Below are 24,934 nucleotides of genomic sequence, written 5' to 3'. Positions count from 1 at the left end.
CATGGACGCCCGTACGGTCTGTTCCGCCGTCCTGCTCGTCGCGGGAGCGTGTGTGCTGTTGCTGGCCGTGCTCGGACTGCTCGTGCTGCCCGGTCCGTACGCGCGGCTGCACGCGCTCTCCCCGGCCACGTCGCTCGGGGCTCCGCTGGTGGTGTTGGCGCTCGTCGTCGACGCGGGACCCGGGCGGCGATCCGCGGCGCTGCTCGTCGTCGCCGTGCTGATCGCGGCGGGAGGCGCACTGACCACGATGGCGCTCGGCCGGGCCACCGCTCAGTACGAGGGGCGGGTGCCCCGGGAGGATCCCCCGTGACGCCGACCGGTCCGAGCCCCGCCGAGCTCCTCGGCTGCGCCGCCGTGGTCCTGGCGGCAGTGGTCGCGACCGTGGCCGCCCGGACCCGTGAACCGGTGCTGCAGGCCGTGGTGCTGAGCGCGCTCGGCCTGGTGCTCAGCGTGGTGTTCCTGCTCTTCCAGGCGCCCGACGTGGCGCTGAGCCAACTGGCCGTCGGGGCCGCCGTGACGCCCCTGCTGATCCTGCTCACCGTGCGCACCATCCGCCGCCGGGCCGCCCGGCAGCAGGCCGGGGAGACCTCGGGAGACACACGGTGAGCCCAGTCGTCCGGTCCCGGCTGTACGGGGTGGCGGCGCTGGCCTTCGCTGCGTGTTTCGTCCTCGCCTGTCTCGAACTGCCGCCGCTCGGCAGCGCGTTCCATCCCTACGCGCGACGGGTGGTCCCGGCCGCGCTGGCCCGGCGGACCGCGAACGCGGTCTCCTCGGTCAACTTCGACCTGCGCGGATTCGACACCATGGGTGAGGAGTTCATCCTGTTCACGGCCGTGCTCGGGGCGGTCCTGCTGCTGCGCCGGACCCGCGACGAGCACGCCACCCGGCCCCGGCCCGGGCAGGTCCTGCCGACGGTCCGGCTCACCGGTACCGCCCTGCTCCCGGTGGTGCTCGTCACCGGCGTCTACATCGTGGCGCACGGCCAGTTGACCCCAGGTGGCGGCTTCCAGGGCGGGGTGATCCTGGCGACCGGGCTCCACCTCGCGTATCTGGCGGCCGACTACCGGGTCCTGCGACGGGTGCGGCCGCGCGCCGTCCTGGAGGTCACCGAGGCCGTCGCGGCCGGGGCGTTCGTGGCACTCGGCCTGGTCGGACTCGCGCGGGCGGCCGCGTTCCTGGAGAACGTCCTGCCCCTGGGCACCTTCGGCTCCCTCCTCTCGGGCGGCCTCGTGCCCGTACTGAACGCTGCCGTGGGCGTGGAGGTCGGCTCGGCCCTCGTCGTCCTGCTCGCCGGCTTCATCGACCAGGCTCTGGAGATCGAATCCACATGACGCACGCCCTGCCGGCGCTTGCCGCCCTTCCGACGCCCTCGGCACCCGGAACGCCTCTCGCCGTGCTGCCTTACCTGGCCGCGGGCTGGATGCTGCTGGCCGGCGCGCACGGCCTGGTGACCAGCCGCAACGCCGTGCACGCCGTGGGCTGTCTCACGGTGGTCCAGTCCGGTACCTACGTGCTGCTGATCGCGATCGGCTTCCGGCGCGGCGGAACCGCCCCGTACTTCACCGACATCCCGCCCGGCACCCCGGTCGTGGACCCCGTGGCGCAGGCACTGGCGCTGACCGATGTCGTGGTCGGAGCCGCGGTGACCGCGCTGCTGCTGGCGCTCGTCCTCCAGACGGCGAAACGGCACGGCACCGCCGACCCCGACGCCCTGGCCGGGCTGCGCGGCTGACGGCCGGTCCGTGGTGAACGCCGCCCGTCTGCTGCCGCTCGCCGTCGCCTGTCCGCTGCTCGGCGCGGCCCTGCTCACCGTGGTCGGCCGGTGGCTGCCGCGCGCCGGCGCGGACGCGTTCGCGCTGGTCTGCGCGGCCGGCCAGCTGGCTCTGCTGGGGTGGCTGACGTGGGTGACCGGCGGCGCCGGCCGGACCGTCTCCTGGGTCGGTGGCTGGACACCGGTGCGAGGCCGGAGCGTGGGCATCGTGCTGGCCGCCGACGGTCTCGGTCTCGGGATGGCGGTGCTGGTGGCGGTGCTCGTCCTGGCGGCGCTCGGCTACGCGTGGCGTTACTTCGAGGAACCGGAGCACGCGGGCGGGCACGGCGGCGCGTTCCCGGCGCTGGTGCTGCTCTTCGAGGCCGGGGCGACGGGGTTCGCGCTCACCGGGGACCTGTTCAACGCGTTCGTCTTCTTCGAGCTCATGGGGGTGGCGGCGTACGCGCTGACCGGCTACCGCGTCGAGGAGCCGCGCCCGTTGCAGGGAGCGCTGGCCTTCGCGGTGACCGGTTCGCTCGCGGGCTATCTGGCGCTGCTGGGCATCGGCCTGCTGTACGCGCGGACCGGGGAGCTCGCCTTCGCCCGTATCGGTCAGGAACTGGCCCACCGTCCCGCGGGCGCGCTGGTGGCCGTGGCGGGCGCGCTCATCGCCTGCGCGATGCTCGTGAAGGCGGCGGCGGTGCCGTTCCACTTCTGGCTGCCGGACGCGCACGCGGAGGCCCCCACGCCGGTGTGCCTGCTGCTGTCGGGGGTGATGGTCGAACTCGGTCTGTACGGGCTGCTGCGCGTGTACGGGGCCGTGTTCGCGGGCCCGGGCGGCATCCCGCCGCACGTGCTGCGCGGCACGCTGCTCGCGGCGGGCGCGGTCACGGCCCTCGCGGGCGCGCTGCTGTGCTGGCAGCAGCGCCACCTCAAGCGGCTGCTCGCCTACTCCACGGTGGGACACATGGGGCTGTTCCTGTGCGGCGCCGGGCTGCTGACCGCGGAGGGCACCGCGGGGACGGCGCTGTACGTGGCGGGTCACGCGGGTGCCAAGGGCGCGCTCTTCTCCCTGGTGGGCGTACTGCTCGACAGGCATGCCTCGGTCGACGAGCACGGGTTGTACGGCCGTGCGCGGGACATGCCGCTGGCGGGCCTGCTGTTCGCGGCCGGCGCTCTGGCGCTGGCCGGGATGCCGCCGTTCGGCACGGGCCTCGGCAAGTCCGTGGTGGAGCACGCCGCGCACGAGGAACCGTGGCTGCTGGTGCTCTTCACGCTGGTACCCGCGGTCACGGCGGGCGCGGTGCTGCGGGCGGGCGCCCGGGTGTTCGCCGGTGCGGGCACGCCGCCGAAGGAGCGTCACTCGGGCGCGGAGACCACCGGCTCGGGAGAGGAGCCCGAGGTCCGCGACCCGCGCCGGCCGGTGCCCTGGCCCATGCCGGTCGTCACCGTCCTCCTGCTCGCCGCATGCCTGGCCGTGGGCCTGGTCAGGCCGCTCGCCGACCGCGCGGCGGCGGCCGCGGCCGCGTTCGTCGACCACACGGCGTACGTATCCGCCGTGACCGGAACGAGGGCCGGGCCGGGGGCCGCAGCGCCGGTGCCGGAGGTGTCGTGGACCGCGGCCGGGATCGGCCTCGGCCTGCTGTCGGCGGCGCTCGCGGTCGCCCTCGCCGCCGGCGCCCTGTGGGGCCCCGCGGTCCCGGGGCGGCCGGCGCGAGCCGTACGCGGCGGCCTCGAAGCCGTCGACCGCACACTGGTCCTGGCGGTGCGCCGCCAGCATTCCGGCCACATCGGCGACTACGTGGCCTGGCTGATGGCGGGACTCGCGGCGCTGACCGCCGTCTTCACGCTGTGGGGGTGAACACGCGCACCGCTGGCTGCACCGGGGGTGGAGCGATCAGGCCGGGTCAGGCCGTGCGGTCATCGTGGACGGCGGCGCGGTCGAGGAAGACCCAGCGCCGGCCTTGCCGGTCCCGCTCGGTACGCATGCGGCACACCACTCCCACCCGCGTCTCCCACTCTCCTCACCGAATGCGATCAACGGCGGCGGGGCGGACCCTGTCGGGGAGAGAAGCCTTCCGCCTCAGGTGCGCCACGTCCGTTCACGAGCGGCATCCATGGGCGGATCCGCTTTGCGCCGCGACTGGGGCTTGCTGAGGTCAGAGCCCGCGTCGGGCCGCACTCCGGGGCCTGCCGTTCTCGGCTCGCCCGTTTTTCCGCTCCAGGCCGCACCTCGGAACGAGTGTCGCGATCACCTCGAAGAGAGTCGTTCGGGGCACTCGGCCTGAATGCGGACCGTCCGTGGCGTCGATGAGGCAAGCGACCGGCTTTCGAGGAAAGGACCAGCGATGACCGATCTTCCGGCCCCCACCACTCCGTACTTGGAGCCCGAGGCCAAGAAGCTCGCCGACGACACCGACCCGCACCCGCGGATCTACGAGCTGCCGCCCGACGAGGGGCGCAAGATCCTCAGCGACCTGCAGAGCGGCGAGGGCGTCGAGCGCCCGGACGTCGACGAGGAGTGGGTCGACGTCGACGCCGGCGAGTGGGGCACCGTCCGCACCCGCATCATCAAGCCCAAGGGCGCCACGGGCCCGCTGCCCGTGGTCTTCTACATCCACGGCGCGGGGTGGGTCTTCGGCGACGACAAGACCCACGACCGCCTCTTCCGTGAGCTCACCATCGGGGCCGGTGCCGCCGGCGTCTTCCCGGTCTACGACTGGGCGCCCGAGAAGGGGTACCCCACGCAGGTCGAGCAGAATTACGCCGTCGGCCAGTGGCTGCAGAAGAACGGCGCCGGCCACGGCCTCGACACCTCCCGGGTCGCCGTCGCCGGCGAGTCGGTCGGCGGATGCATGTCCACGGTCTTCGCGCAGATGAACAAGGACCGGGGCGGGCTCGCGCTCAAGGCGCAGATCCTGCTCTACCCCGTGACCGGGCCGGACTTCGACACGCAGTCCTACCACCAGTTCGCGGAGCACTACTACCTCACCCGCGACGGGATGAAGTGGTTCTGGGACGCGTACACGACCGACGAGACCAAGCGCGAGGAGAAGTACGCCTCGCCGCTGCGGGCGACCCGCGATGACCTCAGGGGGCTGCCGCCCGCCCTCGTCATCACGGCGGAGGCGGACGTCCTGAGGGACGGGGGCGAGCTCTACGCCAACAAGCTCCGTGAGGCCGGCGTCGAGGTGACGGCCGTCCGCGTCAGCGGGACCGTCCACGACTTCATGCTGTTGGACAGCCTGCGGGACACCCCGGCCACCAACGTCGCACGGAAGCTGTCCGTCGACGCGCTGCGGGAGGCTCTCCACCAGGAGTGACCGCGGCCCGGGTACACGGGCGGCAGATCCGACGGGGTCTGCCGCCCGTCGCTGCGCCGACCACGGACTTCGAGGGGACACGATGAGCCCGAGGGTCATCCGGGTCCGTACCTGGGCGGTGTCCGCCACCGACGACGGGCCGGTCATGGTGTGCACCTCGGACGCTCATCCTGAACTCGCAGCCGACAGGAGGACCTGCCGGCGGGTCAGCCGGCGAGGATCCGCTCCACTCCCTCCCGATAGCTCGTGACCGGGAAGTCGGGAAAGCGGGCCGCGAACTTCGAGCTGTCGAAGACGTTGTCGTCACGGTAGCGGGCGAGCAGCTCGTACATCTCGTCGAGCGGCTTGACGAAGCGGCGCCCGAGGCGGAAGGCGAGCATCGGCAGCACCGTGTAGCCGGTCTTGCGGCCGGTGACCTCGCCGGCGATCTCGATGAGCCGGGCGTAGGACGGCCGCTCCGGGTCGACCGGGAGGTGCCACGTCTGGCCGTAGGCATCCGGCGTGTTGCCGAGCAGAGCGAGAGCGCGGCTCGCGTCCGGGGTCCAGATCAGGGAACGCTCGGCATGGGCGTCGACCGGGACGAACGGCCGCTTGCCCGCCTTGATCCGGTCGAACACCAGCGAGTTCGTGTAGCTCTTCGTCCGGCCGGGACCGTAGAACTCGGGCGCCCGGCCGATCAGGGCGTCGACCCGGCCGGCCCGCATGGCCTCCAGCAGCATGGTGGCGATTTCTCCGCGGACCCGTCCCTTGCGTCCGGCCGGCGCGAACGCCGTCGACTCGGTCTGGGGCGTCGGCGTTCCGGGATACATGTAGGTGTTGTCGAAGAAGACGAGCTTCGTGCCGTGTTCGGCGCAGGCGTCGATGACGTTGCGCATGATGACGGGGAACTGTCGCTCCCACAGTTCCGAGTCCAGGGGCAGGCCGACGGTGAGGTAGGCGATGTCGCTGCCCGCGACGGCACGGCTGGTGGCGTCGGCGTCGGTGAGGTCCGCGGCCACGAGGTCATCGGTGTCGTTCACCCTGGACGGCTTGCGGCTGACGAGGCGAACGTCCTTGGTGTGGTTGCGGTGGAGCTCCTTCACGAGCTCGTCGGCGATCGGTCCGCCGGCGCCGAGAACGGTCTGCATGGGTCTGGTCTCCTTGAGGTGGATGGTGCGGGTGGCGGCGACAGCTCAACTGTGAGGAGCGTCGTGCCACCCCATGACGATGTGGTGGACCACCGTGGCCGGGTGCGGTCGACCACCGGGGCCGGGGTGCGGACGCACCGATGTGGCCGTTGGTCGAGCGCCGATCGTCTCGACGACCTCGCTCATGGCCTCTTCTCGCCCAGGTCGGTGGCACGCCGGCACCACACCGGCGATCAGGTGCCCCCGAGCCGTGCGGGATCGAGTCGGAGCCGCTGGCGGGAACGATGCAAGCGAATGTGCGATATGTTTACAGTGCTAACAAAGCTTAGGAGGGCAAAGTAAGCAATGTCAACTTCAGAGAAGAGTGGCTACCATCACGGCGACCTGCGGGCGGCGCTGCTGTCGACCGCGATGGAGATGCTGGAGGACGGCGAGCCCTTCTCGCTGCGCGCCGTCGCACGCCAGGCCGGCGTGTCACCGACCGCGCCGTACCGCCACTTCAAGGACCGCGACGCCCTGGAGTCCGCGCTGGCGGTCGAGGGCTTCCGGGACCTGCTGGCCGACCTGGGCGGCGGGCGCGGCCTGCCCGCCTCGCTCCCGGACCTGGCCGAGTTCGCCGTCGCCTACGTCGCCTTCGCACTGCGGCGCCCGGCCCTGTTCCGCGTGATGTTCGGCAAGCCGTGCGACGACGCCGACGACGAGCGGGTCAAGGCCGCCGACGCCCTGCACGAGCTGCTGGCCGACGCTCTCGATCGCGTCTTCCCCGACGCGGACGCCTCGGCGCTGGCGTCGGCCGGCTGGGGACTCGCCCACGGGCTGGCCTTCCTGCACCTCGACGGCAAGCTGCAGGCCGCGTCGGACGAGGAGGTCGCCGATCGGGTGCGCGGCGCCTTCCTCGCCATCACGTCGGTCGGCGCCTGACACGCGCGGGCTCACCCGGAGCGCGCCAGGCCCCCCGATTGTTGACGGTGCTCACATGGCGTGCCATCCTCGGTGTTAGCAATGCTCACATCGAAGGAGAGAGCTCATGGCAGCGACCGGCGAACCGGCCGCCCGGACCGTGGAGGTCGCACTCGGAGGGCGTCTCGTCACCGTCCCCGAAGGCGGCCTCTACGACCGGTTCCGCATGGACACCGACCTCGACGAGGTGGAGCGGGACCCGCGCGTCAGCAGCGTCGACTTCTTCCGCCGGATACCCAAGAGCCGCGTGGACTCCCGCATCGGGCCCACGCTGACGCCGAACTTCTACTACCGCATCTCCACGACCCGGCTCACGATGCTCGCGCCGACGAAGGCGATCCGGGGCCGCCTGCCACAGGAGCTCGCCCCGCTCGAAATCGCCCCGGGGCTCGGGATCGTCTCCTTGATGTCCTTCCGGTACGACGTGTGCGACATCGACTTCTACACCGAGGCCGCGGTCGGCATCGCCGTGAAGCCGGCGCGGCACGGCGGCCTGGGCCTGCTCGACCTGATCACGGGGCTCAAGAACGACTCCGTGCACTCCTACGTGCTCTCGCTCCCGGTCAACACCGAGATCGCGCAGGTGCGCGGCCACGACGGCTACGGCTTCCCCAAATGGGTCACCGAGCTCGACGTCGACATCGACACCGCGCGTACCTCCACCAGAGTCGCCAACGACCACGGGGGTCTCGACCTCGCCCTGTCGGCGCCCACCCCGAAGCAGACCGCCCGGCCCACCGGCGAACACGTTTCGACCCTGACCTCCTACACCACGATCGACGGCGCCTGGCACTCCACGACCAGCCAGATCAACATGCTCTCCTCGGGAACCACGCGGTTTCCCCGCGGCCTCGACCTGCGGCTCGGCGAGGGCCGGATGAGCGACGACCTGCGCTCGCTGAAGCCGATCCGGACGATCCAGCTCGACGTCACCACCGAGGGCCAGCTGGCGCTGCACCTGCCCGTGCCCACCTCCGTCCAGGACCGGAGCTGAGACCCCGATGACCACCACGCACACCGGCCACGTCGAGGCCGCCCTCCCGACCTGGCTGACACCGGCCCGGCTCGCCCAACTGGCCACCCTGGTGGCCGCCGGTGCTCGCGCCCAGCGGGTCGCCACGACCTCGCCGTACACCGGCGCACCGCTCGCGGACCTGCCGGTCTCCACCCCCGCGGCCTGCCGGTGGACGTCTGGCAGATGGTGGTCGGCCGTGGCAGCTCCATCGGAGACGCGCTCATGGCCGGCGGCGACTACATGATGTTCACCGGCTCCACCGCCAGCGGGCGCCGGATCGCACGCGACGCGGGCGAGCGGCTGATCGGCGCGTCCCTGGAGCTCGGCGGCAAGAACGCCATGATCGTCCTCGCCGACGCCGACATCGACAAGGCCGCCGCCGGCGCGGTCGCCGCCTGTTTCCCCTCGGCCGGGCAGTTGTGCGTGTCCATCGAGCGGCTCTACGTCGCCGATGGGATCCACGACGCCTTCGTCACCGCGTTCGTCGAACGCGCCCGGGCCATGCGCCTGGGCGCGGCCTACGACTTCTCGGTGGACATGGGCTCGCTGACCGCCCCCTCGCAGCTCGAGACCGTCAGCGCGCACGTCGCCGACGCGGTGTCGAAAGGCGCGAGGGTGCTGGCCGGAGGCAAGGCCCGGCCCGACCTCGGGCCACTGTTCTACGAGCCGACGATCCTGGCCGGCGTGACCCCGCGGATGACGCTGTTCGACCACGAGACGTTCGGTCCGGTGGTGTCGGTCTACCGCTACCGGTCGGTCGACGAGGCGGTGGCGATGGCCAACGCCACGCCGTACGGCCTCAACGCGAGCGTCTGGGGCCGCGTCGGCGCCGAGGCCCGCGAGGTCGCGGGACGGCTGCACGCCGGCACCGTCAACGTCAACGAGGCGTTCGCCGCCGCCTGGGGCAGCATCGACGCCCCCATGGACGGCATGGGCGACTCGGGCCTCGGCCGTCGTCACGGCGCCGACGGGCTGCTCAAGTACACCGAAGCCCAGACCGTCGCCCACCAGCGCCTCCAGGGCTTCACCCCGCCCCGCGCGGTGGGGCACGAGCAGTGGGCGCGGATGCTGACCCGGGCATTCAAGACGCTGCGTGCCCTGGGCGTCCGCTGACGGATCACCCGCCACGACGCGGCCCGCCGCCCCACCATTCCGGTCCGCATGAAAGAAGATCAGCCATGACCAAGCGCGTCCTCAACGTCGTCACCAACGTCGGCCACTACGACGACCCGTCCCACGCCACCGGCCTGTGGCTCTCCGAGCTCACGCACGCCTGGCACGTCTTCGAGGAGCACGGCTACGAGCAGACGCTCGTCAGCCCGGCCGGCGGAGCGGTGCCTCTCGAACCGCGTGCGCTGAAGTTCCCGAACTACGACAAGACCGCCAAGGCCTGGCGCGCCGATCCCGGGAAGATGGCGATGCTCGCGAACACGGCGAGCCCGGACCGGATCGACCCGTCGGAGTACGACGCGATCTACTTCACCGGCGGTCACGCGGTGATGTACGACTTCCCCGACAGCGAGGGCCTGCAGCACGTCACCCGCGAGATCTACGAGCGCGGCGGCATCGTCTCCTCGGTCTGCCACGGCTACTGCGGCCTGCTCAACACCCGGCGCTCCGACGGCTCATACCTCATCGCCGGCCGCAGGATGACGGGATTCGCCTGGACCGAGGAGGTCCTCGCCCGCGTCGACAAGCTGGTCCCCTACAACGCCGAGGAGACGGCCAAGCAGCGCGGCGCGCTCTACGAAAAGGCGGCACTGCCGTTCGTCTCGTACGTCGTGACCGACGGCAACCTCGTCACCGGCCAGAACCCGGGCTCGGCCAAGGCCACGGCGAAGAAGGTCGTCGAGGCCATCGAGGGCAACGCCTCGAAGAAGCGAGGCTGAGTCGGGGCAGACGTGAGCGAGCGCCTCGGGCAGGCGGTCGTGAGCCTTGGTGCCTGACCGGCGCGGCGCGGGGAATGGGCGGGCCCTCCCCGGGCAGTCGAAAGGGAAGAGAGCTTCCGCCCGAGACCTCGCGAAGGGGTGTGATCATGGTGACCGACGCGCAGGACCGTCCCCCTCCCCCGACCCGTCCGATCCCGCCGCGTCCCACGGATCCGTCGGCGCCGCGGCCGGTGCCTCCGACGAACCCCTTCCCTGCCGGCCCGCCGGCACCGGGCCCGGCACCGGCACCGCGCCCGGAGCCGGCGCGGGAGCGTCGGACGCGAGCAGCGTGGGTGGCGCGAGCAGAGCGAGTGGCGCGGGTAGCGCGAGCAGCGGTGGTGGCGCGGGTAGCGCGAGCTGTGATGGGCACTCCGCCGACTGATCCCGTTCCGCCGAGCCCTACGCCCGCACCAGGACCGGGACCGGGTCCGCAACCTGGGCCGGTTCCCGGACCGGTGCCCGCGCCCGGTGGCCCTGACCCGGTGCCACCGAAGCCTCCGCGGCCCGGACCTGATCCTCAGCCGGGTGGCCCGCGACCGGAACCGCGACCCCAACCGGGCCCGCTCCCCGGACCGGTGCCCGCGCCGGAGCCGGTCACCTGACCCGGCCAAGGCGGGTCGCGGGTTCCGGCGCATCGCCCGGTCGGCCTTCGTCGTACCCACCCTCCCCGCCGGCGCCGACGCGAAGCCGAAGGAGCGAGGGCCACCCGGACGTCGGGGAATGCCGTGCCTCCTCTCCGTCCGGCAGGGACCGCTGAGGGCGTGGAAGGTGGCGTAGCCCGTCGAGCGCGGTTTCACCCGGTCCGGCCCCCTCGGGAGAATCACATGTGCGGCATGCCGTAGTACTTGGCGAACTGCTCGAGGTAGCTGGCGTCGCGGGGCTGGTTCTCCCGTTCGAACTCGGGTGCGTCCTTGATCTGGTCCCTCGTGCGGTTGACGTGAACAGTCTCGGCGGCGCGGTCGATGCGCTGGATGGCGCTGGCGGGGAGCAGCACGTGCTTGCCGAAGATCCAGACGCCGGTGTCGACGACGAGGTAGCCGGCTCCGGCCTCGTCGGTGTGCTCGTCGACCTTGCCGCCGCAGAACAGCCGCAGATCAAGAAGGAGCTCTCCGCATGACCACCCCATCCACCGACTTCGCAACCGTGGGCACCGACTACGCCGCCTACTCCGAGGGCGGGCGCGGCCTGCTCAGGCACGAGATCGTCGCGCGCCGCCTGGTGGCCGAGCTCGGCGACGGGCCCGCCCGCGTCCTGGACGTCGGGTGCGGCGACGGCGAGATGGTGTTGCGCCTGGCAGCCGCCGGCCACCACGTCACCGGGGCCGAGGTCTCCTCCGACATGCTGGAGCGTGCCGAGGCGAAACTGGCCGCGGCCGCCCTGGCGGACCGTGTGCGGCTCGTCGAGGCCGACATCTACGACCTGCCGTTCGTGGGCGAGGTCTTCGACGCGGTGTGCTGCCACGGCGTCGTGATGTACCTCCCCGACTCCGCCGAGCCCGTTGCCCGTCTCGCCCGGCTCGTGGCCCCCGGCGGAATCCTCAGCATCCTGACGAAGAACGCCCTCGCGGTCGGGGTACGCGAGGCGCTGCAAGGCGAGTACGACTCGGCCGTGGCCCAGATCGAGAGCGGCCGGACGGCGAGCATGGGCAATCTCGGCTACGTCACCCGGGGTGACACTCCTGAGCACCTGGACCGGCTTGCCCATGACAACGGCCTGACCCCGCTGCCCTGGCAGGGCGTGAGGATCTTCCACGACCACCTCCCGAAGAACTGGCGGCCCGAGCAGGAGGTGTTCGCGAAGGCACTGACGGTGGAGTGGGCCGCCTCCACTCGCAGCCCCTACCGCGAACTCGGCCGTCTCGTGCACACCGTCGCCCGCCGCGAGGCAAACGCGTGACGACCGCCCCCGTCAGCCCGCTGACGGTCGTCGCCCTCGCCCTCGCCCACGACCTCGACGCGAGCGCGGCGCAGGCCGCTCGGCCTCGGCGGTCGCACGGCCCGTGATCTCGGGCTCGGGGCCAGGGTGTCTCGGACGGCCGACACGCGAAGTACTCCGACCCGGTGTCGGCGGGATCAGAAACGGCCCAGGGCCACGGGCGCCTGAAGGCGACCCGGACCCTGGGCCCGCTGTGTCCGGTTCCGGTTCCGGTTCGGAATCAGGCTCAGGGAGCCGGGTAGCTCGGGAGGGCCTTGTTGCACTTGTACCCCCAGTCGGCGGCCCAGTCCTGCATCACGCCTCCGGTGGACTTTCCGACGATGCCGTCCGGCTGGAGCCAGGGGGCGGCGAGATACCCGTTCCACCACTTCTGGAAGGCGACGATGCCGTTGTAGGTGTCCGGGCCGAAGACCCCGTCCTCGGCGAGGATGTGGTACGGCGTCGGGGAGTTGTTGATGGCGTGCTGGACACACTGCACACCGTCGTGGGTGTTGGCGTACCCATAGCCGATGTAGGGAGCGTACTGGTCCGCGCTCGCACTGCCCGCGGCCACGCCAACGGCCAGCAGGGCAGCGGCACCCACAGCGACGATTCTCTTGGTGGTCTTCAACGATGCTCCCTCTCAACAGGCCCGCCGAACCTCCCAGGTCCGGCAAAGCTCTCTCCGACAGCAGACTGCGCCACATCCACCCAGCCCGTATTGGAGAAAACCGCCGCACCCCGTCACCCACACCAAGGACAAGCAGAAACACTGCCGCGAGCAGCGGAGGGGGAGATCAGGGTCAGGCGGGTCGGGTACCGCGCCGGGCAGGTGAGGTCACACGTGAGTCCGGCACGTTCCGAGCGCGGTCATCACCGCGCGGAGTCAGGCGAGGGCAGGTCCGTCAAGGACCGGGGGCCCACGCCAAAGCCCAGGGCCGTGGTCGCCTGAAGGCGACCCGGACCCTGGGCCCGCTGCGTCCGGTTCCGGATCAGGATCAGGATCAGGATCAGGCTCAGGCTCAGGGAGCGGGGTAGCTCGGGAGGGCCTTGTCGCACTTGTACCACCAGTCGGCAGCCTGGTCCTGCATGATGGTGCCGGTGGCCTTTCCTACGATGCCGTCCGGCTGAAGCGGCTGGTTCTGGTTGGGGATGTACCCGTTCCACCACTTCTGGAAGGCGACGATGCCGTTGTAGGTGTCCGGGCCGAAGATCCCGTCCTCGGCGAGGATGTGGTACGGCGTCGGGGAGTTGTTGATGGCGTGCTGGACACACTGCACACCGTCGTGGGTGTTGGCGTACCCATAGCCGATGTAGGGAGCGTACTGGTCCGCGCTCGCACTGCCCGCCGCAACGCCAACAGCCAGCAGGGCAGCGGCACCCACAGCGACGATTCTCTTCGTGGTCTTCAACAATGCTCCCTCTCAACAGGCCCGCCGAACCTCCCGTCCGGCAAAGCTCTCTCCGACAGCAGACTGCGCCACATCCACCCAGCCCGTATTGGAGAAAACCGCCGCCCGCCGGACACGCGAGGCGCCAGGTGCGGTCGAGGGTGTGAGCCTTCCACCAGGCGTCGAGACGGAGCAGGTTCAGCGGTGACCGCGGGACGAAGGGCTCTTCAAGACGCCGCTTCCCTTGTGCTGATGGTGCCCGCCGGGTGGCGAGGCTGGTCCCGCAGGGCCGCCGGCTGCGATCACAGGGGCCACAGGCAGCGGTTGAGGGCCGCACTCCACGCCTGGGTGCGGCCCTCAGTTCATGTGGTTACGAGGTCCATCCGCCGTACGGCACGGTGATGAGTTCCATGGCGTGACCCGCCGGGTCCATGAAGTACACGCCGCGGCCACCGTCGTTGTGGTTGATCGCGCCGGGCTGCTTCCGGTGGGGGTCGGCGTAGTGCTCGATGCCGCGCTCTCTGATCTGCGCGTACGCCGCGTCGAACTCCTCCTCGGAGATCAGGAAGGCGTAGTGCTGTGGGGCGATGCTGTCGCTGGGGATGGTGGCGAAGTCCAGCGTGACGCCGTTGCCCAGGGCGACCGCGATGAACGGACCCCACTCGGTGGTGATCTCAAGGTTGAGCAGATTCGCGAAGAATTCCGCGGACTCCCGGTTGTCCCGGGCGTGGACGATCGTGTGATTCAACTCGACTGACAAGGAATGCCTCCGAAGGCATGTCCCGACACCTCCATGTCTCACCCAGCCGGTGACCGACACGCGATGTTGCCGTAGACCATAGTCCTTTCTACGCAGTAGATCAACGGTAGTTGATGACCTTTGCGGCTGTACGATGAAGGCAAAGTGGCGCTCGACCTTGCCTTCGCCGGACCACGACATGGGCGCCGCCATGCTCGGCGATCCCGTCTACCAGGCCCGTCAGGCGTAACGATCACACCACCGCGGTTGGCATCCTCACCCCCCTCTGTCGGCGGCCGAGCCGACGTCGCGACGTGCCCGTGCCCGGTGTTCGCCGACCGGACGCGAGGGTTCATCGCGTCGCCGCGTTGTCGGGCATGGTCCATGGTGGGCAAACGGCTCGGTCTCGTGGACCAGCCGCTGGTGCAAGGTCGATGCCGCGTGGACCTGGCACAACCGCCGGAATTCACGGTCGAGGCGCTGCCAACGACATCCACGTCTCCTACCGAACCGCGCCCCCCGATGGCCGCGCCGCGGTCCCCCGGGGCAGGGCGATCACGCCCGCGCGGTGACAACGACGTACCGCCGGCGCCGCCGGTCCCCGCGTTCGAACCGTCCCTGACGACCTGATCACCCGACCTGCCCCAAGACCTGACCCCCTGACCGGCGACGAGATCCAGCACTTGTTCGCGGCAGTGATCAGTCCGGTTCACGACCTCACCGTCGAAGGCACCGGTCACCGTGGCGACGCCGGCATCAGGGCCCGTTCCGATGCCGGTGCGGGCTCTCAGGCCTCACGTACTACAGCCCGAGCGTGACGATGGCAAGCGGTTTCTGATGCCGGTCGAAGGCGGCTTCACCATCACCCTGTGGCAGCTTCGCGGCGCGGGGCACGAGGTCCGCCCCACCCCGATGGCAGGCGCAAATCTGACGGCCTCTAGCATGCGGCGAGTCAGGAGTGTCATGGCCGTTAACCAGAGGTGGAGACAACGTGAGATCGGGACGTCGAGCACGTCGTAAAACGGGTACGCGGGTACGCCGCACGGCGGTAGGTGCCGCACTCGCGGGTGTCACGGTCCTCGCCTTTCAGGCGGCGGCGAACGGCGCGGTCTTCGGGAACGAGGACGACAAGGGGAGCGCGGACACGCCGAGCCTCTACAGCGCGCAGGCCGGCAGGGCATCTTCCCGCCCGAGCCAGATCCACCGGCTCGGGCTGACCGACAAGGGCAATGGCGAGGCGATCCTCTCGCGTCGCGGCACAGAACCCTTCGGTCTGCTCGGTGTGACCTGGGCGAACCCGCACGCGCACATCAAGGGCACGATCGAGGCCCGTACCCGCAGCATCGAGACCGGCAAGTGGTCCGACTGGATCGAGCTGGAGCCGCAGCCGGCCGGCATGGACGGTGTGCGGACCGGGGCGCCGGGCTCGACCGAGCCCAAGTGGGTCGGCCCCTCCGACGGCGCCGAGGTTCGTATCAGCGACGGCGCGGCCGCGGGCACGCTTCCCCGCGGTCTCACGCTGAACCTGGTCGACCCGAGCGGCGCCGGCGCCGAGGCGAAGAAGAACGGCGGCCTCGACACCGAGCCCGTCGCCTTCGCGGCCGACGACCCGCCGACCACCCCGCCCACGACGCCCGGTCCGGCGTCGACGGCGCCACAGCCGAGGGTCGTCACGCGCGCCGAGTGGGGCGTGGACGAGAGCACGGTCACCGAACCGGCGATCTACCTCCCCGATGGCAGCATCAAGGCGGCGTTCGTCCACCACACCGACAGCGCGCCGTACGAGTGCAGCCAGTCGGCGAGCGTCGTCAAGAGCATCCTCGACTACCACATGAAGGTCGAGGGGTGGCGCGACATCGGCTACAACTTCCTCGTCGACAAGTGCGGCACGATCTTCGAGGGCCGCAAGGGCGGCATCGACCAGCCCGTCTACGGCGCGCACACCTACGGCTGGAATGCCCAGTCCACCGGCGTCGCCGTCATCGGCAACTACATGCAGGAGGGCGCGTCGAATGCCGCCCTCGCCGCCGTCTCGAAGATCATCGCGTACAAGCTCGGCCAATACGGGGTCGACCCGGCCGGCAAGGCGACACTGACCGCCGGCGCCACACAGACCGTGGGCGGCAAGCAGTTCACGCTCGGTCAGACGTACGAGTTCAACGCGATCTCCGGTCACCGCGACGGCTACGCCACCGCCTGCCCTGGTGACCAGCTCTACCCGCAGCTGTCCACCATCCGCTCCTACGCCACCGGCTCCGTCACCGGGCTCGCGATCAGCGGCCTCGCGGGCGGCGCCACCAAGGCCGGAAGCGGCTACGAGACGACCGGCCCCGTCACGGTGAACTGGTCCACCAGCACGTCGAGCGACCTCATCCACCGGTTCGAGGTGCTCGTCGACGACCAGGTGGCCGCGACCACCGCCGGCGGCGCGCGCGGTGCGTCCGTCACCGTCAGCGGCTACGGGGACCATCGTGTCGCCGTCCGCGCCACGCACACCTCCGGCAAGGTCACGACCTCGCCGGCGGTCACCGTGACCGTGCCCGGCCCGAAGACGCTCCACCCGGTCGCCCCGAAGCGGCTGATGAACACCATCGCGGGCGTCGGCGTGCCGAAGGCCAAGGTCGGTGCGGGCCAGGAGGTCGTGCTCGACATCGCGGGTGTGGACGGCATCCCGGCCTCCCGCATCGGCGCCGTCGTGCTCAACGTGACCGCCACGAATCCGACCACGTCCGGCTACGTCTCGGTGTACCCGAACGGGACGGCGCGCCCGACCACGTCGAACCTCAACTTCAAGGCGGGGGTGTCCATCCCGAACCTGGTGGTGGTCCCGGTCGTCGACGGCAAGGTGCGGTTCTACAACCACGCGGGCGCGGTCGACCTGCTCGCCGACCTCACGGGTTACTACCTCAAGGACGACACGGGGTCGACGTTCGCCCCCACCGGCCCCGCGCGCATCATGAACACCCTCGCGGGCGTCGGCGTGCCGAAGGCCAAGATCGGCCCGGCCGCGACCGTCTCGCTCCAGGTCACGGGCACCGCGGGCATCCCGTCCAGCGGTGTCACGGCCGTGGTCATGAACGTGACGGCGACCAACCCGACCACGTCCGGTTACGTCTCCGTCTTCCCGAGCGGCACGGTCCGCCCGACCACGTCGAACCTGAACTTCAGGGCGGGCCAGTCGATCCCCAACCTGGTGATCGTCCCCGTCGGCGCCGACGGGAAGATCAGCTTCTACAACCACGCCGGCACCGTCGACCTGCTCGGCGACATCACCGGCTACTTCACCACCGACAGCACCGAGGCCAAGCACATCAACATCGGCCCGATGCGGGTGATGAACACGATGGCGGGCCTCGGTGCGCCGAAGGCACCGGTCGGCGCCCAGCAGTCGGTCACGCTCAAGGTCGCCGGGGTCAACGGCATCCCTGCGAGCGGGGTCAAGGCGGTCGTGATCAACGTGACGGCGACGAACCCGACCAACTCCGGCTGGGTCTCGGTCTACCCGAGCGACCAGGTCCGTCCGCCCGTGTCGAACCTGAACTTCACCGCCGGGCTGACGATCCCGAACCTCGTGGTCGTCCCTGTCAGCGCCGACGGGAAGATCAGCTTCTACAACCACGCCGGCACCGTCGACCTGCTCGGCGACATCACCGGCTACTTCCTCAAGTGATCTGATTCCAGGTCTAGTTCGGGCCCGCCTTCCCTACGGAGGCGGGCCCTTCGACATGGGGATGGGATCACGGCTCCCGCCACACGCCCCTCCGCCCTGAGGGATGCCGGCCCGGAGAACCAGCAGGCCGTCCACGTCCTGGCGCGGGCTGCGGACGAGCACGTGCCGGCGGCCGGTGCTTCGGAATGAGGTCCTCGACACCCGTGTCGGCGAGGAGTCGGCCGTGTCCGATGACGACGAGGCGGTCGGCCGCATTCTCCATCTCGCTCATCACATGGCCCGACACGAGGACCGTCCTTCCCTCGGTACGTCGCCAAGACCTCCTGAAGGCCGGCTCGTTCCTTCGCGCTCACCTGAATTATCGACCGCCCGCCGCAGCCCGTGACCGGGTCCGGAAACCCACCCGTCACCTGCGCATCGACGCTCGGCATGTCGGCCATCGGCGGATCCTTCCCACCCCAGGCCGAACAAGGGTCCGTGCATCCTCCATGCGACGCCGAGCCCTCCGTCTCGGGCTTCCCGGCTCGGCTCAAACACGCGTGTTCGATATCGCGGCCACGTCGTTGAGCTCGGTGTCGTCACGGAAGCCGAGCACACCGGTGATGGAGGTCCGCAGTTGAGCGCATCAGAGACACGATCAGACACACGATCAGGGACACGCGAGTTCCCGAAGGACGGGGCGGTTCCTCCCCCTCCGCCGGCGGAGATCCGGTACACCGGGGAGTACTCCGTGAACCCCCTCGGCGAGGCCTCCTTCCGCAGGCTCGGCGGCCAGGTCCCGAAGGTCCTCGCCCGCATCATCGGCATGTCGTGGCGCATCGACCGCCGGGCCGTCGTGCTTCTCCTGGCCTGTCCGCTGGTCACCGGTGCCGCCGCCGCGGTGCTGCTGGCGGCGACGGCCGGCGCGATGCGTCCGCTGCTCGGCGCGGGGAGCGTGGCCGACCGGTTGTACGGCGCGGTGCCGGCGCTGGTCGTGGTCGGCGTCGCCGCCGCGCTGACCCGGGTGGCGGGCGCCGTGGCCACGTACGCCGAGCGTCGCATCACTCCGCGGCTCACCACCGAGGCGGACACCGCCCTGGTCGCGGCGGTCTGCCGCGTCGAGGCGTCGGCGTACGCCGTGGACGGCTTCTCGGACCGCCAGGAGGCCGCGGAGATGGGCGTGGTCCGCACCCACGTGATGGTCAGCGACGCCCAGCGGTTCCTGTCGGCTCTGGTCAGGATGGTCACGGCCGCGGGGGCGCTCAGCGTGCTCAACCCGCTGCTGCTGCCGCTGTTGCTGCTCGCGGTGCTGCCGGCGGGCGTCGGCGCGGTGCTCACCGCCCGAGTGGACTACGAGATCCACTACGCGAACATCGCCGACCGCAACGTGCGCGGCATGATGCGCTGGTGGTCGACGAACCCGAAGTACGGCGACGAGGTCCGCGCCAACTCGATGACCGACTACCTGCTGTTCTGGTACGGCTCCCTGTCCGAGCGCTGTGACCGGCGGAACCTGGCCGCGGCCCCGCGCACGCTGTGGATCTCTCTCGTCTCCTCCCTGGCCGCCGGTGCGTTCCTGCTGGCGACGTGGGGTGCACTGGCGTGGCTCGCCGCCACCGGACGGATCGCCGTCGCGCTCGCCGCGACGGCCGTCGTCGCCGTTCAGGCCACGCTCGCCGCGCTCTCCCAGGTGATCCTCAACGGCGCCGCCCTCTTCCACACCAGCCTGTACCTGACCGACATGGAGGCCTTCCTCGACGACGCCGAGGCCCGCGCACCCCGACGCGGGACCAGCGCGGTCGGCCCTGTCACGGAGGAGATCCGCCTGGAGGAGGTCTCCTACCAGTACCCCGGCAAGGACACGCCGGCCGTCAACGGCGTGTCCCTGCGCCTGCGTCGCGGCGAGATCCTGGCGATCGTCGGCGTCAACGGCTCCGGCAAGTCGACCCTCACCCGCCTCATCACCGGCATCTACCTCGCCGACAAGGGCCGCGTCACCTGGAACGGCACCGACCTCGCCGACACCGACCCGGCCACCATCTGGCAGCACACCGGCCTCGTCCCCCAGATCTTCGCCCAATGGCCCCTGCGCGTCCGTGAGAACGTGACCCTCGGCCAGCCCCGCACCCACGACGACGGACCCGTGTGGGACGCCGTCGACGCCGTCGGCATGCGCGAGGCCGTCGAGGACCTGCCCGCCGGCCTCGACACACTCCTCGCGCGCGAGATCTTCGGCGGCGCGGAACTCTCCGGCGGCCAGTGGCAGCGCCTGGCCTGCTCCCGCGCCCTCTACCGCCGGCCCGGACTGCTGATCCTGGACGAGCCGACCTCCCAGATGGACCCGCGGGGCGAGCACCAGATGTTCGAGCAGATCAAGGCCATCGCCGCCGACCGCATCACCATCGTCATCACCCACCGCCTGGAGAACACCAAGATCGCCGACCACGTCGTGGTCATGGAACAGGGCCGCATCACCGAACAGGGCCGCTACGACGACCTCGTCCACGCCGGCGGCACCTTCGCCGAACTCCTCGCTCTTTCCCAGGACCGCTGACCGACGCCCTGTCCTCGCCGTACTGGGAGTAAGCAAAGCCGCGCCGTAGCAGCTGCCACGCCGAACCGCCCGAGGTGAAGACCCCGGGCGGTTCCGCATACCCGATCGTCCGATCCCTCCTGCCAATCGCTGCAGGCATTCGATGCGCAAACGATGCGAGTTGTTCCGCCTCGCACACCCGGAACACGCTGACGGGGCAAGGGCGGAGACGCGACACGGCGGAACCGACTCCTGAGGGGTGGAAGGATGAATCGCCAGAACATCGCGGTGGTGGGGGCAGGAGTGGCCGGCCTGACAGCCGCCCATCTGCTGTCCCGCGTCCACGACGTCACCCTGTACGAGGCCGACGAACGCCTCGGCGGTCACGCGCACACCCACGAACTGCCCCTGCGCAAAGGCGGGGTCGTCCGTGTCGACACGGGCTTCATCGTCCACAACGAGAAGACCTATCCCCTGCTCCTGCGCCTCTTCCGCGAGCTGGGCGTGGCGACTCAGGACGCGGAGATGAGCATGTCCGTCCGCTGCGACGGCTGCGGCCTGGAGTACGCCGGTGCCCGCGGGCCGCGGGGCCTGCTGGGCGGCGGCAACCTGGCGCGCGCGTCCCACCTGCGCATGCTCGCCGCCGTGCCGCGTTTCCACCGGGCGGCGCGTCGTCTCCTGGCGGCCGGCGACGGGACGCGGACGTTCGGCGATTTCCTCCGCGACCACCGCTTCACGCCGTACTTCGTCGGCCACTTCGCGATCCCGCTCGTCTCCGCCGTGTGGTCCTGCGCCCCGGACACCGCACTCCGCTATCCCGCCGCGTACCTCTTCCGCTTCCTCGACCATCACGGTCTGCTGTCGATGACCGGCTCCCCGCAGTGGAAGACGGTCACCGGCGGCTCCGCCTCCTACGTGGCACGCGTCGCCAAGGAAGTCCACGCGGTCCGCACCTCCACGCCCGTCCGCACGGTCGTACGCGGCGCCGATCACGCCCGCGTCATCACCGAGGCGGGCGAGTCGACCACGCACTCCGCGGTCGTCCTGGCGCTCCATCCCGACCAGGCGCTGCGGCTGCTCGCCGATCCGACCGCGCGGGAACGGCGCGTCCTCGGGGCGTTCACGTACTCCCGGAACCCGACGGTGCTGCACCGGGACACCCGCCTCCTGCCGCGGAGCCCGCACGCCAGGGCCTCCTGGAACTACTGGCTGCCGTCCTGCACCGCCCGTCCCGGATCCGTCCACGTCAGCTACGACATGAACCGCCTGCAGCGCCTGGGCTGCGACGAGCCGCACATCGTCACGCTGAATCCCGGGGGGCGGGTCGACGAGTCGGCCGTGCTTGCGCGGATGACGTACGAGCACCCCGTGTACACCCCCGAGTCCGTCGCCGCGCAGGGCATGCTCCCGGACCTGAACACCTCCGTCACGGCCTACGCCGGCGCCTATCACGGCTGGGGGTTCCACGAGGACGGCTGCCGCTCGGGCGTCGAGGCGGCCCGGGCCCTCGGGGTGAACTGGTGAACAGGGCGAGGACCTCCCGCGCGGCCCGGGCGGAAGCCGGCGCACCCCTCGACGGCGCCGCGGGGCCTTCGTGTGCCCGTCTGCCCGCTCTCTACCTGAGCGAGGTCGTGCACACCCGGGTGACGCCCGTGCGGTACCGGTTCCTTTGGCGCACGTACTTCTGGCTGGTGGACATCGACGACCTGCCCCGGCTTCCCCGCGTCCTGCGTCCCCTCGCCCGCTTCGACCCCCGTGACCACTTCGGCGGCGCCGCCCCCACCCTCCGCGCCGGCGTCGAGGCCTTCCTCGCGGCCAACGGCGTGACCGAACCCGTCCGCAGGGTCCTGATGCTCGGTCACGCGCGGGTCCTCGGATACGTCTTCAACCCGCTCACCCTGTACTGGTGCCAGAGCGCCGGCGGACGTCTCGTCTGCGTGATCGCGGAGGTGCACAACACGTACGGGCAGCGCCACTGCTACCTGCTGCGGCCCGACCCGCAGGGCCGCGACGAGGTCCCCAAGGACTTCTTCGTCTCACCGTTCTTCGATGTCGAGGGCTCCTATCGGATGCGGGTGCCCCTGCCCGGCGACCGGCTCGACGTCACCGTCCGGCTCTGCCACGCGGACGGCTCCCGCCCTCTGACCGCCACCGTCCGCGGAACCCACCGTCCCGCGGGGACACGGACGCTCCTCGCCGCGGCACTGCGTCACCCGTGGTCGACCGTGGCGGTGTCGCTCGGCATCCGCCTCCACGGGATCCGCCTCTACCTCAAGGGGCTGCCCGTCCGAACCCGGCCCGCCCCTCCGACGCAAGAAGGAATGCGATGACTCTCCTGCCGCCCCGGGTCCACGCACACGAGACCGGCAACGACCTCTCCCCCGTCGACGCCGAACGATGGCCGGACGTCGCCCGGCTCCCCCGCGCCTCCGCCGTGCGCACGGCCGTCGCGCGCACCCTCGTGGACCGCGCCCTCGCCCGTCTGCCGATCCGCAGCGCCGTGCCGCGAGGCGACCGTTCCCCGGCGGCCCCGGCGGACACCCCCGTCGGCCTGCCGACGCTGACACTCCACGAGCCCCAGGCCTTCTACCGGAGGATCGGCGCGGACGGCCTCATCGGCTTCGGCGAGTCCTACATGGCCGGCGAATGGGACAGCGACGACCTCGTCGGACTGCTCACGGTCCTCGCCCGTCACGTCGACGACCTCGCCCCGGCACCGCTGCGCCGGCTGCGCGGCGCCTGGGTGCACGGCAGGCCCCGGGACGACCGCAACTCGCTCGAAGGGGCCCGGCGCAACATCCACCGCCACTACGACCTCTCCAACGAGCTCTTCGCCCTGTTCCTCGACCCCGGCCTGACCTATTCGTCCGCCGTCTTCGACTCCTTGCCGGCCTCCTTCGCCGATCTCACCGCCGCCCAGCACCGGAAGATCGACCGGCTCCTCGACCTGGCGCGCGTCGGCCCCGGCACGAGGCTTCTGGAGATCGGAACGGGCTGGGGCGAACTCGCCCTGCGCGCCGCCGCCCGCGGGGCCCGTGTCCGCACGATCACGCTCTCCGACGAGCAGCGGGCCCTGGCGCAGGAGCGGATCCGGGCGGCCGGATACGCCGACCGGGTCGACGTCGAACTCCTCGACTACCGCCAAGCGAGCGGCCGTTACGACGCCGTGGTCAGCGTGGAGATGATCGAGGCCGTCGGCCCCGAGTACTGGCCCGACTACTTCGGGGCCCTGCGCGGACTCCTGGCGCCCGGCGGACGCGCCGTACTCCAGGCGATCACCATGCCGCACGACAGGATGCTCGACACCGCCCGCACCCACACCTGGATCAGCAAGTACGTCTTCCCCGGGGGACTCATCCCGTCGCGGGAGGCGATCGCCCGGCACGGCTGCGCCGCCGGACTCGGCGTCGTCCACGACGCCGGTTACGGCGAGCACTACGCCGAGACGCTCCGGCTGTGGCGCGAGAAGTTCCTAGGCGAGAGGGAGGCCGTCGAAGACCTCGGCTTCGACCGTGTCTTCCGCCGCATGTGGGAGTTCTACCTCGGCTATGCGGAGGCCGGGTTCCGCGCCGGCTACCTCGACGTCCGCCAGCTCGTCCTCACCGAGGCCACAGGACAGGAGCGGGGGCGCCGGAGATGACAGCCGTCGACACGGGCGCCCTCGTGCTCGTCCTCGCGGCCTCGGCCGGCGCGGCGCTGACGGTCATGCTGATCACGTTCGCGATCGGCAGCGCCCGGGGAATCCACCGCGTCGTCGACGTCGCCTGGGGCGTCGCCTTCGCCGCCGTGGCCGTGGTCTCCTGGTTCCTCTCCGACGGGTACGGTGACGGCGGCCGCAGGGCCGCCGTCACGCTCGCCACCGTCGTGTGGGGCCTCCGGCTCGCCGTCCACATCCACCGGCGCGGCCGCGGAGCGGGCGAGGACCCGAGGTACGCGCGGATGCTGGCCCGTGCCCGGGGCAATCCGAGCCTCTACGCCCTGCGCACCGTCTACCTCCTCCAGGGCGCCCTGGTCTGGCTGGTGTCCCTGCCGGTGCAGGTCGCCGTGCTCGTGCCCGAGCCGCTCGACGACGTGGCGGTCGCCGGACTCGTACTGTGGGGGACAGGGCTGTTCTTCGAGGCGGCGGGGGACCACCAGCTGGCCCGGTTCAAGGCCGACCCGGCGAACAGGGGCCGCATCATGGACCAGGGCCTGTGGAGCTGGACCCGGCACCCCAACTACTTCGGCGACTTCCTCGTCTGGTGGGGCCTCTACCTCACGGCATGCGCGTCGTGGCAGACTGCCGCGCTCACCCTGGTCTCGCCTCTGGTGATGAGCGGCCTGCTCGTCTTCGGAAGCGGCAAGAGACTCCTGGAGAACCACATGGCCCGACGCCCCGGATACGCGGACTACCGTGCGAGGACGAGCGGCTTCCTCCCCCGCCCGCCGCGGCGGCCGGTCCGCCCGACGCGGCCCCGCGCGTGGTGACCGTGTCCGCGTCCGACCGGAACAGCGGGCGGGCGGGAGCGTGCCTGATCCTGGACCGGGCGCCTTCCGCGCCGGTCGCCGCGGTGCTCCTGCTTCCGGGAGGACGTGCCGAAGGACTTCGCTCACCCTCACGCCTCG

At 71.1% G+C, this 24,934-nt stretch carries 22 protein-coding genes and 2 pseudogenes; 19 read left to right on the top strand and 5 right to left on the bottom strand.

The window, feature by feature from the left end:
* Position 1: 1 nt before the first annotated feature.
* The 6 genes from ACFYU9_RS16660 (at position 2) to ACFYU9_RS16635 (ending at position 5,073) form a co-directional block, all read left to right on the top strand.
* Entirely contained in the window at positions 2–310 is a 309-nt protein-coding gene (locus ACFYU9_RS16660; protein WP_389213520.1) for a cation:proton antiporter, read from the top strand.
* A complete protein-coding gene (locus tag ACFYU9_RS16655) occupies positions 307–606 on the top strand; it encodes a Na(+)/H(+) antiporter subunit B (RefSeq protein ID WP_389213518.1) in 300 nt (99 codons plus the stop codon). The genes ACFYU9_RS16660 and ACFYU9_RS16655 overlap by 4 nt, the downstream gene beginning before the upstream one ends.
* The gene (locus tag ACFYU9_RS16650; RefSeq protein ID WP_389213516.1) at positions 603–1,331 is read left to right on the top strand and encodes an MnhB domain-containing protein; all 729 of its coding nucleotides are present in this window, start codon (positions 603–605) and stop codon (positions 1,329–1,331) included. Before ACFYU9_RS16655 ends, ACFYU9_RS16650 begins: the two co-directional genes overlap by 4 nt.
* Entirely contained in the window at positions 1,328–1,732 is a 405-nt protein-coding gene (locus ACFYU9_RS16645; RefSeq protein WP_389345179.1) for an NADH-quinone oxidoreductase subunit K, read from the top strand. Before ACFYU9_RS16650 ends, ACFYU9_RS16645 begins: the two co-directional genes overlap by 4 nt.
* A gap of 13 nt (positions 1,733–1,745) precedes the next feature.
* On the top strand, positions 1,746–3,611 hold the full coding sequence (locus ACFYU9_RS16640; protein WP_389345312.1) for a complex I subunit 5 family protein: 1,866 nt from the start codon (positions 1,746–1,748) through the stop codon (positions 3,609–3,611).
* Between the two features lie 487 nt (positions 3,612–4,098).
* Positions 4,099–5,073, top strand: coding sequence for an alpha/beta hydrolase (locus ACFYU9_RS16635; protein WP_389345178.1), 975 nt, complete (start codon positions 4,099–4,101; stop codon positions 5,071–5,073).
* Between the two features lie 206 nt (positions 5,074–5,279).
* Here the strand turns inward: ACFYU9_RS16635 and ACFYU9_RS16630 are convergent, their stop codons facing one another.
* The gene (locus ACFYU9_RS16630; protein ID WP_389345177.1) at positions 5,280–6,200 is read right to left on the bottom strand and encodes an NAD-dependent epimerase/dehydratase family protein; all 921 of its coding nucleotides are present in this window, start codon (positions 6,198–6,200) and stop codon (positions 5,280–5,282) included.
* A 345-nt stretch (positions 6,201–6,545) separates the two neighbouring features.
* Here ACFYU9_RS16630 and ACFYU9_RS16625 point away from each other — a divergent pair, with 345 nt between their 5' ends.
* The 5 genes and pseudogenes from ACFYU9_RS16625 (at position 6,546) to ACFYU9_RS16605 (ending at position 10,064) form a co-directional block, all read left to right on the top strand.
* Positions 6,546–7,121, top strand: coding sequence for a TetR/AcrR family transcriptional regulator (locus ACFYU9_RS16625; protein WP_389345176.1), 576 nt, complete (start codon positions 6,546–6,548; stop codon positions 7,119–7,121).
* Positions 7,122–7,227: 106 nt separating this feature from the next.
* Positions 7,228–8,154 carry an acetoacetate decarboxylase family protein gene (locus tag ACFYU9_RS16620; RefSeq protein WP_389345175.1) on the top strand — a complete coding sequence of 309 codons (927 nt, stop codon included), beginning with the start codon at positions 7,228–7,230 and terminating at the stop codon, positions 8,152–8,154.
* A gap of 7 nt (positions 8,155–8,161) precedes the next feature.
* Complete coding sequence (locus ACFYU9_RS16615) at positions 8,162–8,419, top strand: hypothetical protein (RefSeq protein ID WP_389345174.1); 258 nt, start codon at positions 8,162–8,164, stop codon at positions 8,417–8,419.
* Positions 8,332–9,288 (top strand): annotated as a pseudogene (locus ACFYU9_RS16610) (aldehyde dehydrogenase family protein); the annotation flags it as partial. The gene ACFYU9_RS16615 and the pseudogene ACFYU9_RS16610, both read left to right, overlap by 88 nt.
* A gap of 65 nt (positions 9,289–9,353) precedes the next feature.
* Entirely contained in the window at positions 9,354–10,064 is a 711-nt protein-coding gene (locus ACFYU9_RS16605; protein ID WP_389345173.1) for a type 1 glutamine amidotransferase domain-containing protein, read from the top strand.
* 859 nt (positions 10,065–10,923) lie between these two features.
* On the opposite strand, the gene ACFYU9_RS16600 is transcribed toward ACFYU9_RS16605, so the two are convergent.
* A complete protein-coding gene (locus ACFYU9_RS16600) occupies positions 10,924–11,229 on the bottom strand; it encodes a PRC-barrel domain containing protein (RefSeq protein WP_389345172.1) in 306 nt (101 codons plus the stop codon).
* Here ACFYU9_RS16600 and ACFYU9_RS16595 point away from each other — a divergent pair.
* A complete protein-coding gene (locus ACFYU9_RS16595) occupies positions 11,217–11,999 on the top strand; it encodes a class I SAM-dependent methyltransferase (protein WP_389345171.1) in 783 nt (260 codons plus the stop codon). The two genes, ACFYU9_RS16600 and ACFYU9_RS16595, sit on opposite strands and share 13 nt — an antisense overlap.
* A gap of 265 nt (positions 12,000–12,264) precedes the next feature.
* Here the strand turns inward: ACFYU9_RS16595 and ACFYU9_RS16590 are convergent, their stop codons facing one another.
* The 3 genes from ACFYU9_RS16590 to ACFYU9_RS16580 all read right to left on the bottom strand — a co-directional run bounded on the left by ACFYU9_RS16590 (position 12,265) and on the right by ACFYU9_RS16580 (position 14,168).
* Positions 12,265–12,621 carry a peptidoglycan-binding protein gene (locus tag ACFYU9_RS16590; RefSeq protein ID WP_389345170.1) on the bottom strand — a complete coding sequence of 119 codons (357 nt, stop codon included), beginning with the start codon at positions 12,619–12,621 and terminating at the stop codon, positions 12,265–12,267.
* A 418-nt stretch (positions 12,622–13,039) separates the two neighbouring features.
* Complete coding sequence (locus ACFYU9_RS16585) at positions 13,040–13,429, bottom strand: peptidoglycan-binding protein (RefSeq protein WP_389345169.1); 390 nt, start codon at positions 13,427–13,429, stop codon at positions 13,040–13,042.
* 349 nt (positions 13,430–13,778) lie between these two features.
* Complete coding sequence (locus ACFYU9_RS16580) at positions 13,779–14,168, bottom strand: VOC family protein (RefSeq protein WP_389213493.1); 390 nt, start codon at positions 14,166–14,168, stop codon at positions 13,779–13,781.
* A gap of 276 nt (positions 14,169–14,444) precedes the next feature.
* Between ACFYU9_RS16580 and ACFYU9_RS16575 the strand changes: the two are divergent.
* The 7 genes and pseudogenes from ACFYU9_RS16575 to ACFYU9_RS16545 all read left to right on the top strand — a co-directional run.
* A pseudogene (locus ACFYU9_RS16575) lies at positions 14,445–14,573 on the top strand (DNA cytosine methyltransferase); the annotation flags it as partial.
* A 565-nt stretch (positions 14,574–15,138) separates the two neighbouring features.
* Positions 15,139–17,817 (top strand): peptidoglycan recognition protein, encoded by a 2,679-nt coding sequence (locus tag ACFYU9_RS16570; protein ID WP_389345168.1) that lies wholly within the window; start codon positions 15,139–15,141, stop codon positions 17,815–17,817.
* An 805-nt stretch (positions 17,818–18,622) separates the two neighbouring features.
* On the top strand, positions 18,623–20,350 hold the full coding sequence (locus tag ACFYU9_RS16565; protein ID WP_389345311.1) for an ATP-binding cassette domain-containing protein: 1,728 nt from the start codon (positions 18,623–18,625) through the stop codon (positions 20,348–20,350).
* Between the two features lie 246 nt (positions 20,351–20,596).
* Positions 20,597–21,853: an NAD(P)/FAD-dependent oxidoreductase gene (locus tag ACFYU9_RS16560; RefSeq protein ID WP_389213489.1), complete on the top strand. Its 1,257-nt coding sequence runs from the start codon at positions 20,597–20,599 to the stop codon at positions 21,851–21,853.
* A gap of 80 nt (positions 21,854–21,933) precedes the next feature.
* The gene (locus tag ACFYU9_RS16555; protein WP_389213979.1) at positions 21,934–22,659 is read left to right on the top strand and encodes a DUF1365 domain-containing protein; all 726 of its coding nucleotides are present in this window, start codon (positions 21,934–21,936) and stop codon (positions 22,657–22,659) included.
* Positions 22,656–23,969, top strand: coding sequence for a class I SAM-dependent methyltransferase (locus ACFYU9_RS16550; RefSeq protein ID WP_389213488.1), 1,314 nt, complete (start codon positions 22,656–22,658; stop codon positions 23,967–23,969). Before ACFYU9_RS16555 ends, ACFYU9_RS16550 begins: the two co-directional genes overlap by 4 nt.
* On the top strand, positions 23,966–24,796 hold the full coding sequence (locus ACFYU9_RS16545; RefSeq protein ID WP_389345167.1) for a DUF1295 domain-containing protein: 831 nt from the start codon (positions 23,966–23,968) through the stop codon (positions 24,794–24,796). Before ACFYU9_RS16550 ends, ACFYU9_RS16545 begins: the two co-directional genes overlap by 4 nt.
* Positions 24,797–24,934 lie beyond the last annotated feature (138 nt).

The sequence above is a fragment of the Streptomyces sp. NPDC004327 genome, from assembly GCF_042873935.1.
Lineage (GTDB): Bacteria > Actinomycetota > Actinomycetes > Streptomycetales > Streptomycetaceae > Streptomyces.
The sequence above is the reverse complement of the archived record's forward strand: the minus strand, read 5'-3'. Positions and strand labels throughout refer to the sequence as shown.

Coding starts and splice junctions, on each gene's coding strand:
- ACFYU9_RS16660 (WP_389213520.1), top strand. CDS start 2: ATGGACGCCCGTACGGTCTGTTCCGCCGTCCTGCTCGTCGCGGGAGCG.
- ACFYU9_RS16645 (WP_389345179.1), top strand. CDS start 1,328: ATGACGCACGCCCTGCCGGCGCTTGCCGCCCTTCCGACGCCCTCGGCA.
- ACFYU9_RS16635 (WP_389345178.1), top strand. CDS start 4,099: ATGACCGATCTTCCGGCCCCCACCACTCCGTACTTGGAGCCCGAGGCC.
- ACFYU9_RS16630 (WP_389345177.1), bottom strand. CDS start 6,200: ATGCAGACCGTTCTCGGCGCCGGCGGACCGATCGCCGACGAGCTCGTG.
- ACFYU9_RS16625 (WP_389345176.1), top strand. CDS start 6,546: ATGTCAACTTCAGAGAAGAGTGGCTACCATCACGGCGACCTGCGGGCG.
- ACFYU9_RS16620 (WP_389345175.1), top strand. CDS start 7,228: ATGGCAGCGACCGGCGAACCGGCCGCCCGGACCGTGGAGGTCGCACTC.
- ACFYU9_RS16615 (WP_389345174.1), top strand. CDS start 8,162: ATGACCACCACGCACACCGGCCACGTCGAGGCCGCCCTCCCGACCTGG.
- ACFYU9_RS16605 (WP_389345173.1), top strand. CDS start 9,354: ATGACCAAGCGCGTCCTCAACGTCGTCACCAACGTCGGCCACTACGAC.
- ACFYU9_RS16595 (WP_389345171.1), top strand. CDS start 11,217: ATGACCACCCCATCCACCGACTTCGCAACCGTGGGCACCGACTACGCC.
- ACFYU9_RS16600 (WP_389345172.1), bottom strand. CDS start 11,229: ATGGGGTGGTCATGCGGAGAGCTCCTTCTTGATCTGCGGCTGTTCTGC.
- ACFYU9_RS16565 (WP_389345311.1), top strand. CDS start 18,623: ATGTCGTGGCGCATCGACCGCCGGGCCGTCGTGCTTCTCCTGGCCTGT.
- ACFYU9_RS16560 (WP_389213489.1), top strand. CDS start 20,597: ATGAATCGCCAGAACATCGCGGTGGTGGGGGCAGGAGTGGCCGGCCTG.
- ACFYU9_RS16550 (WP_389213488.1), top strand. CDS start 22,656: ATGACTCTCCTGCCGCCCCGGGTCCACGCACACGAGACCGGCAACGAC.
- ACFYU9_RS16545 (WP_389345167.1), top strand. CDS start 23,966: ATGACAGCCGTCGACACGGGCGCCCTCGTGCTCGTCCTCGCGGCCTCG.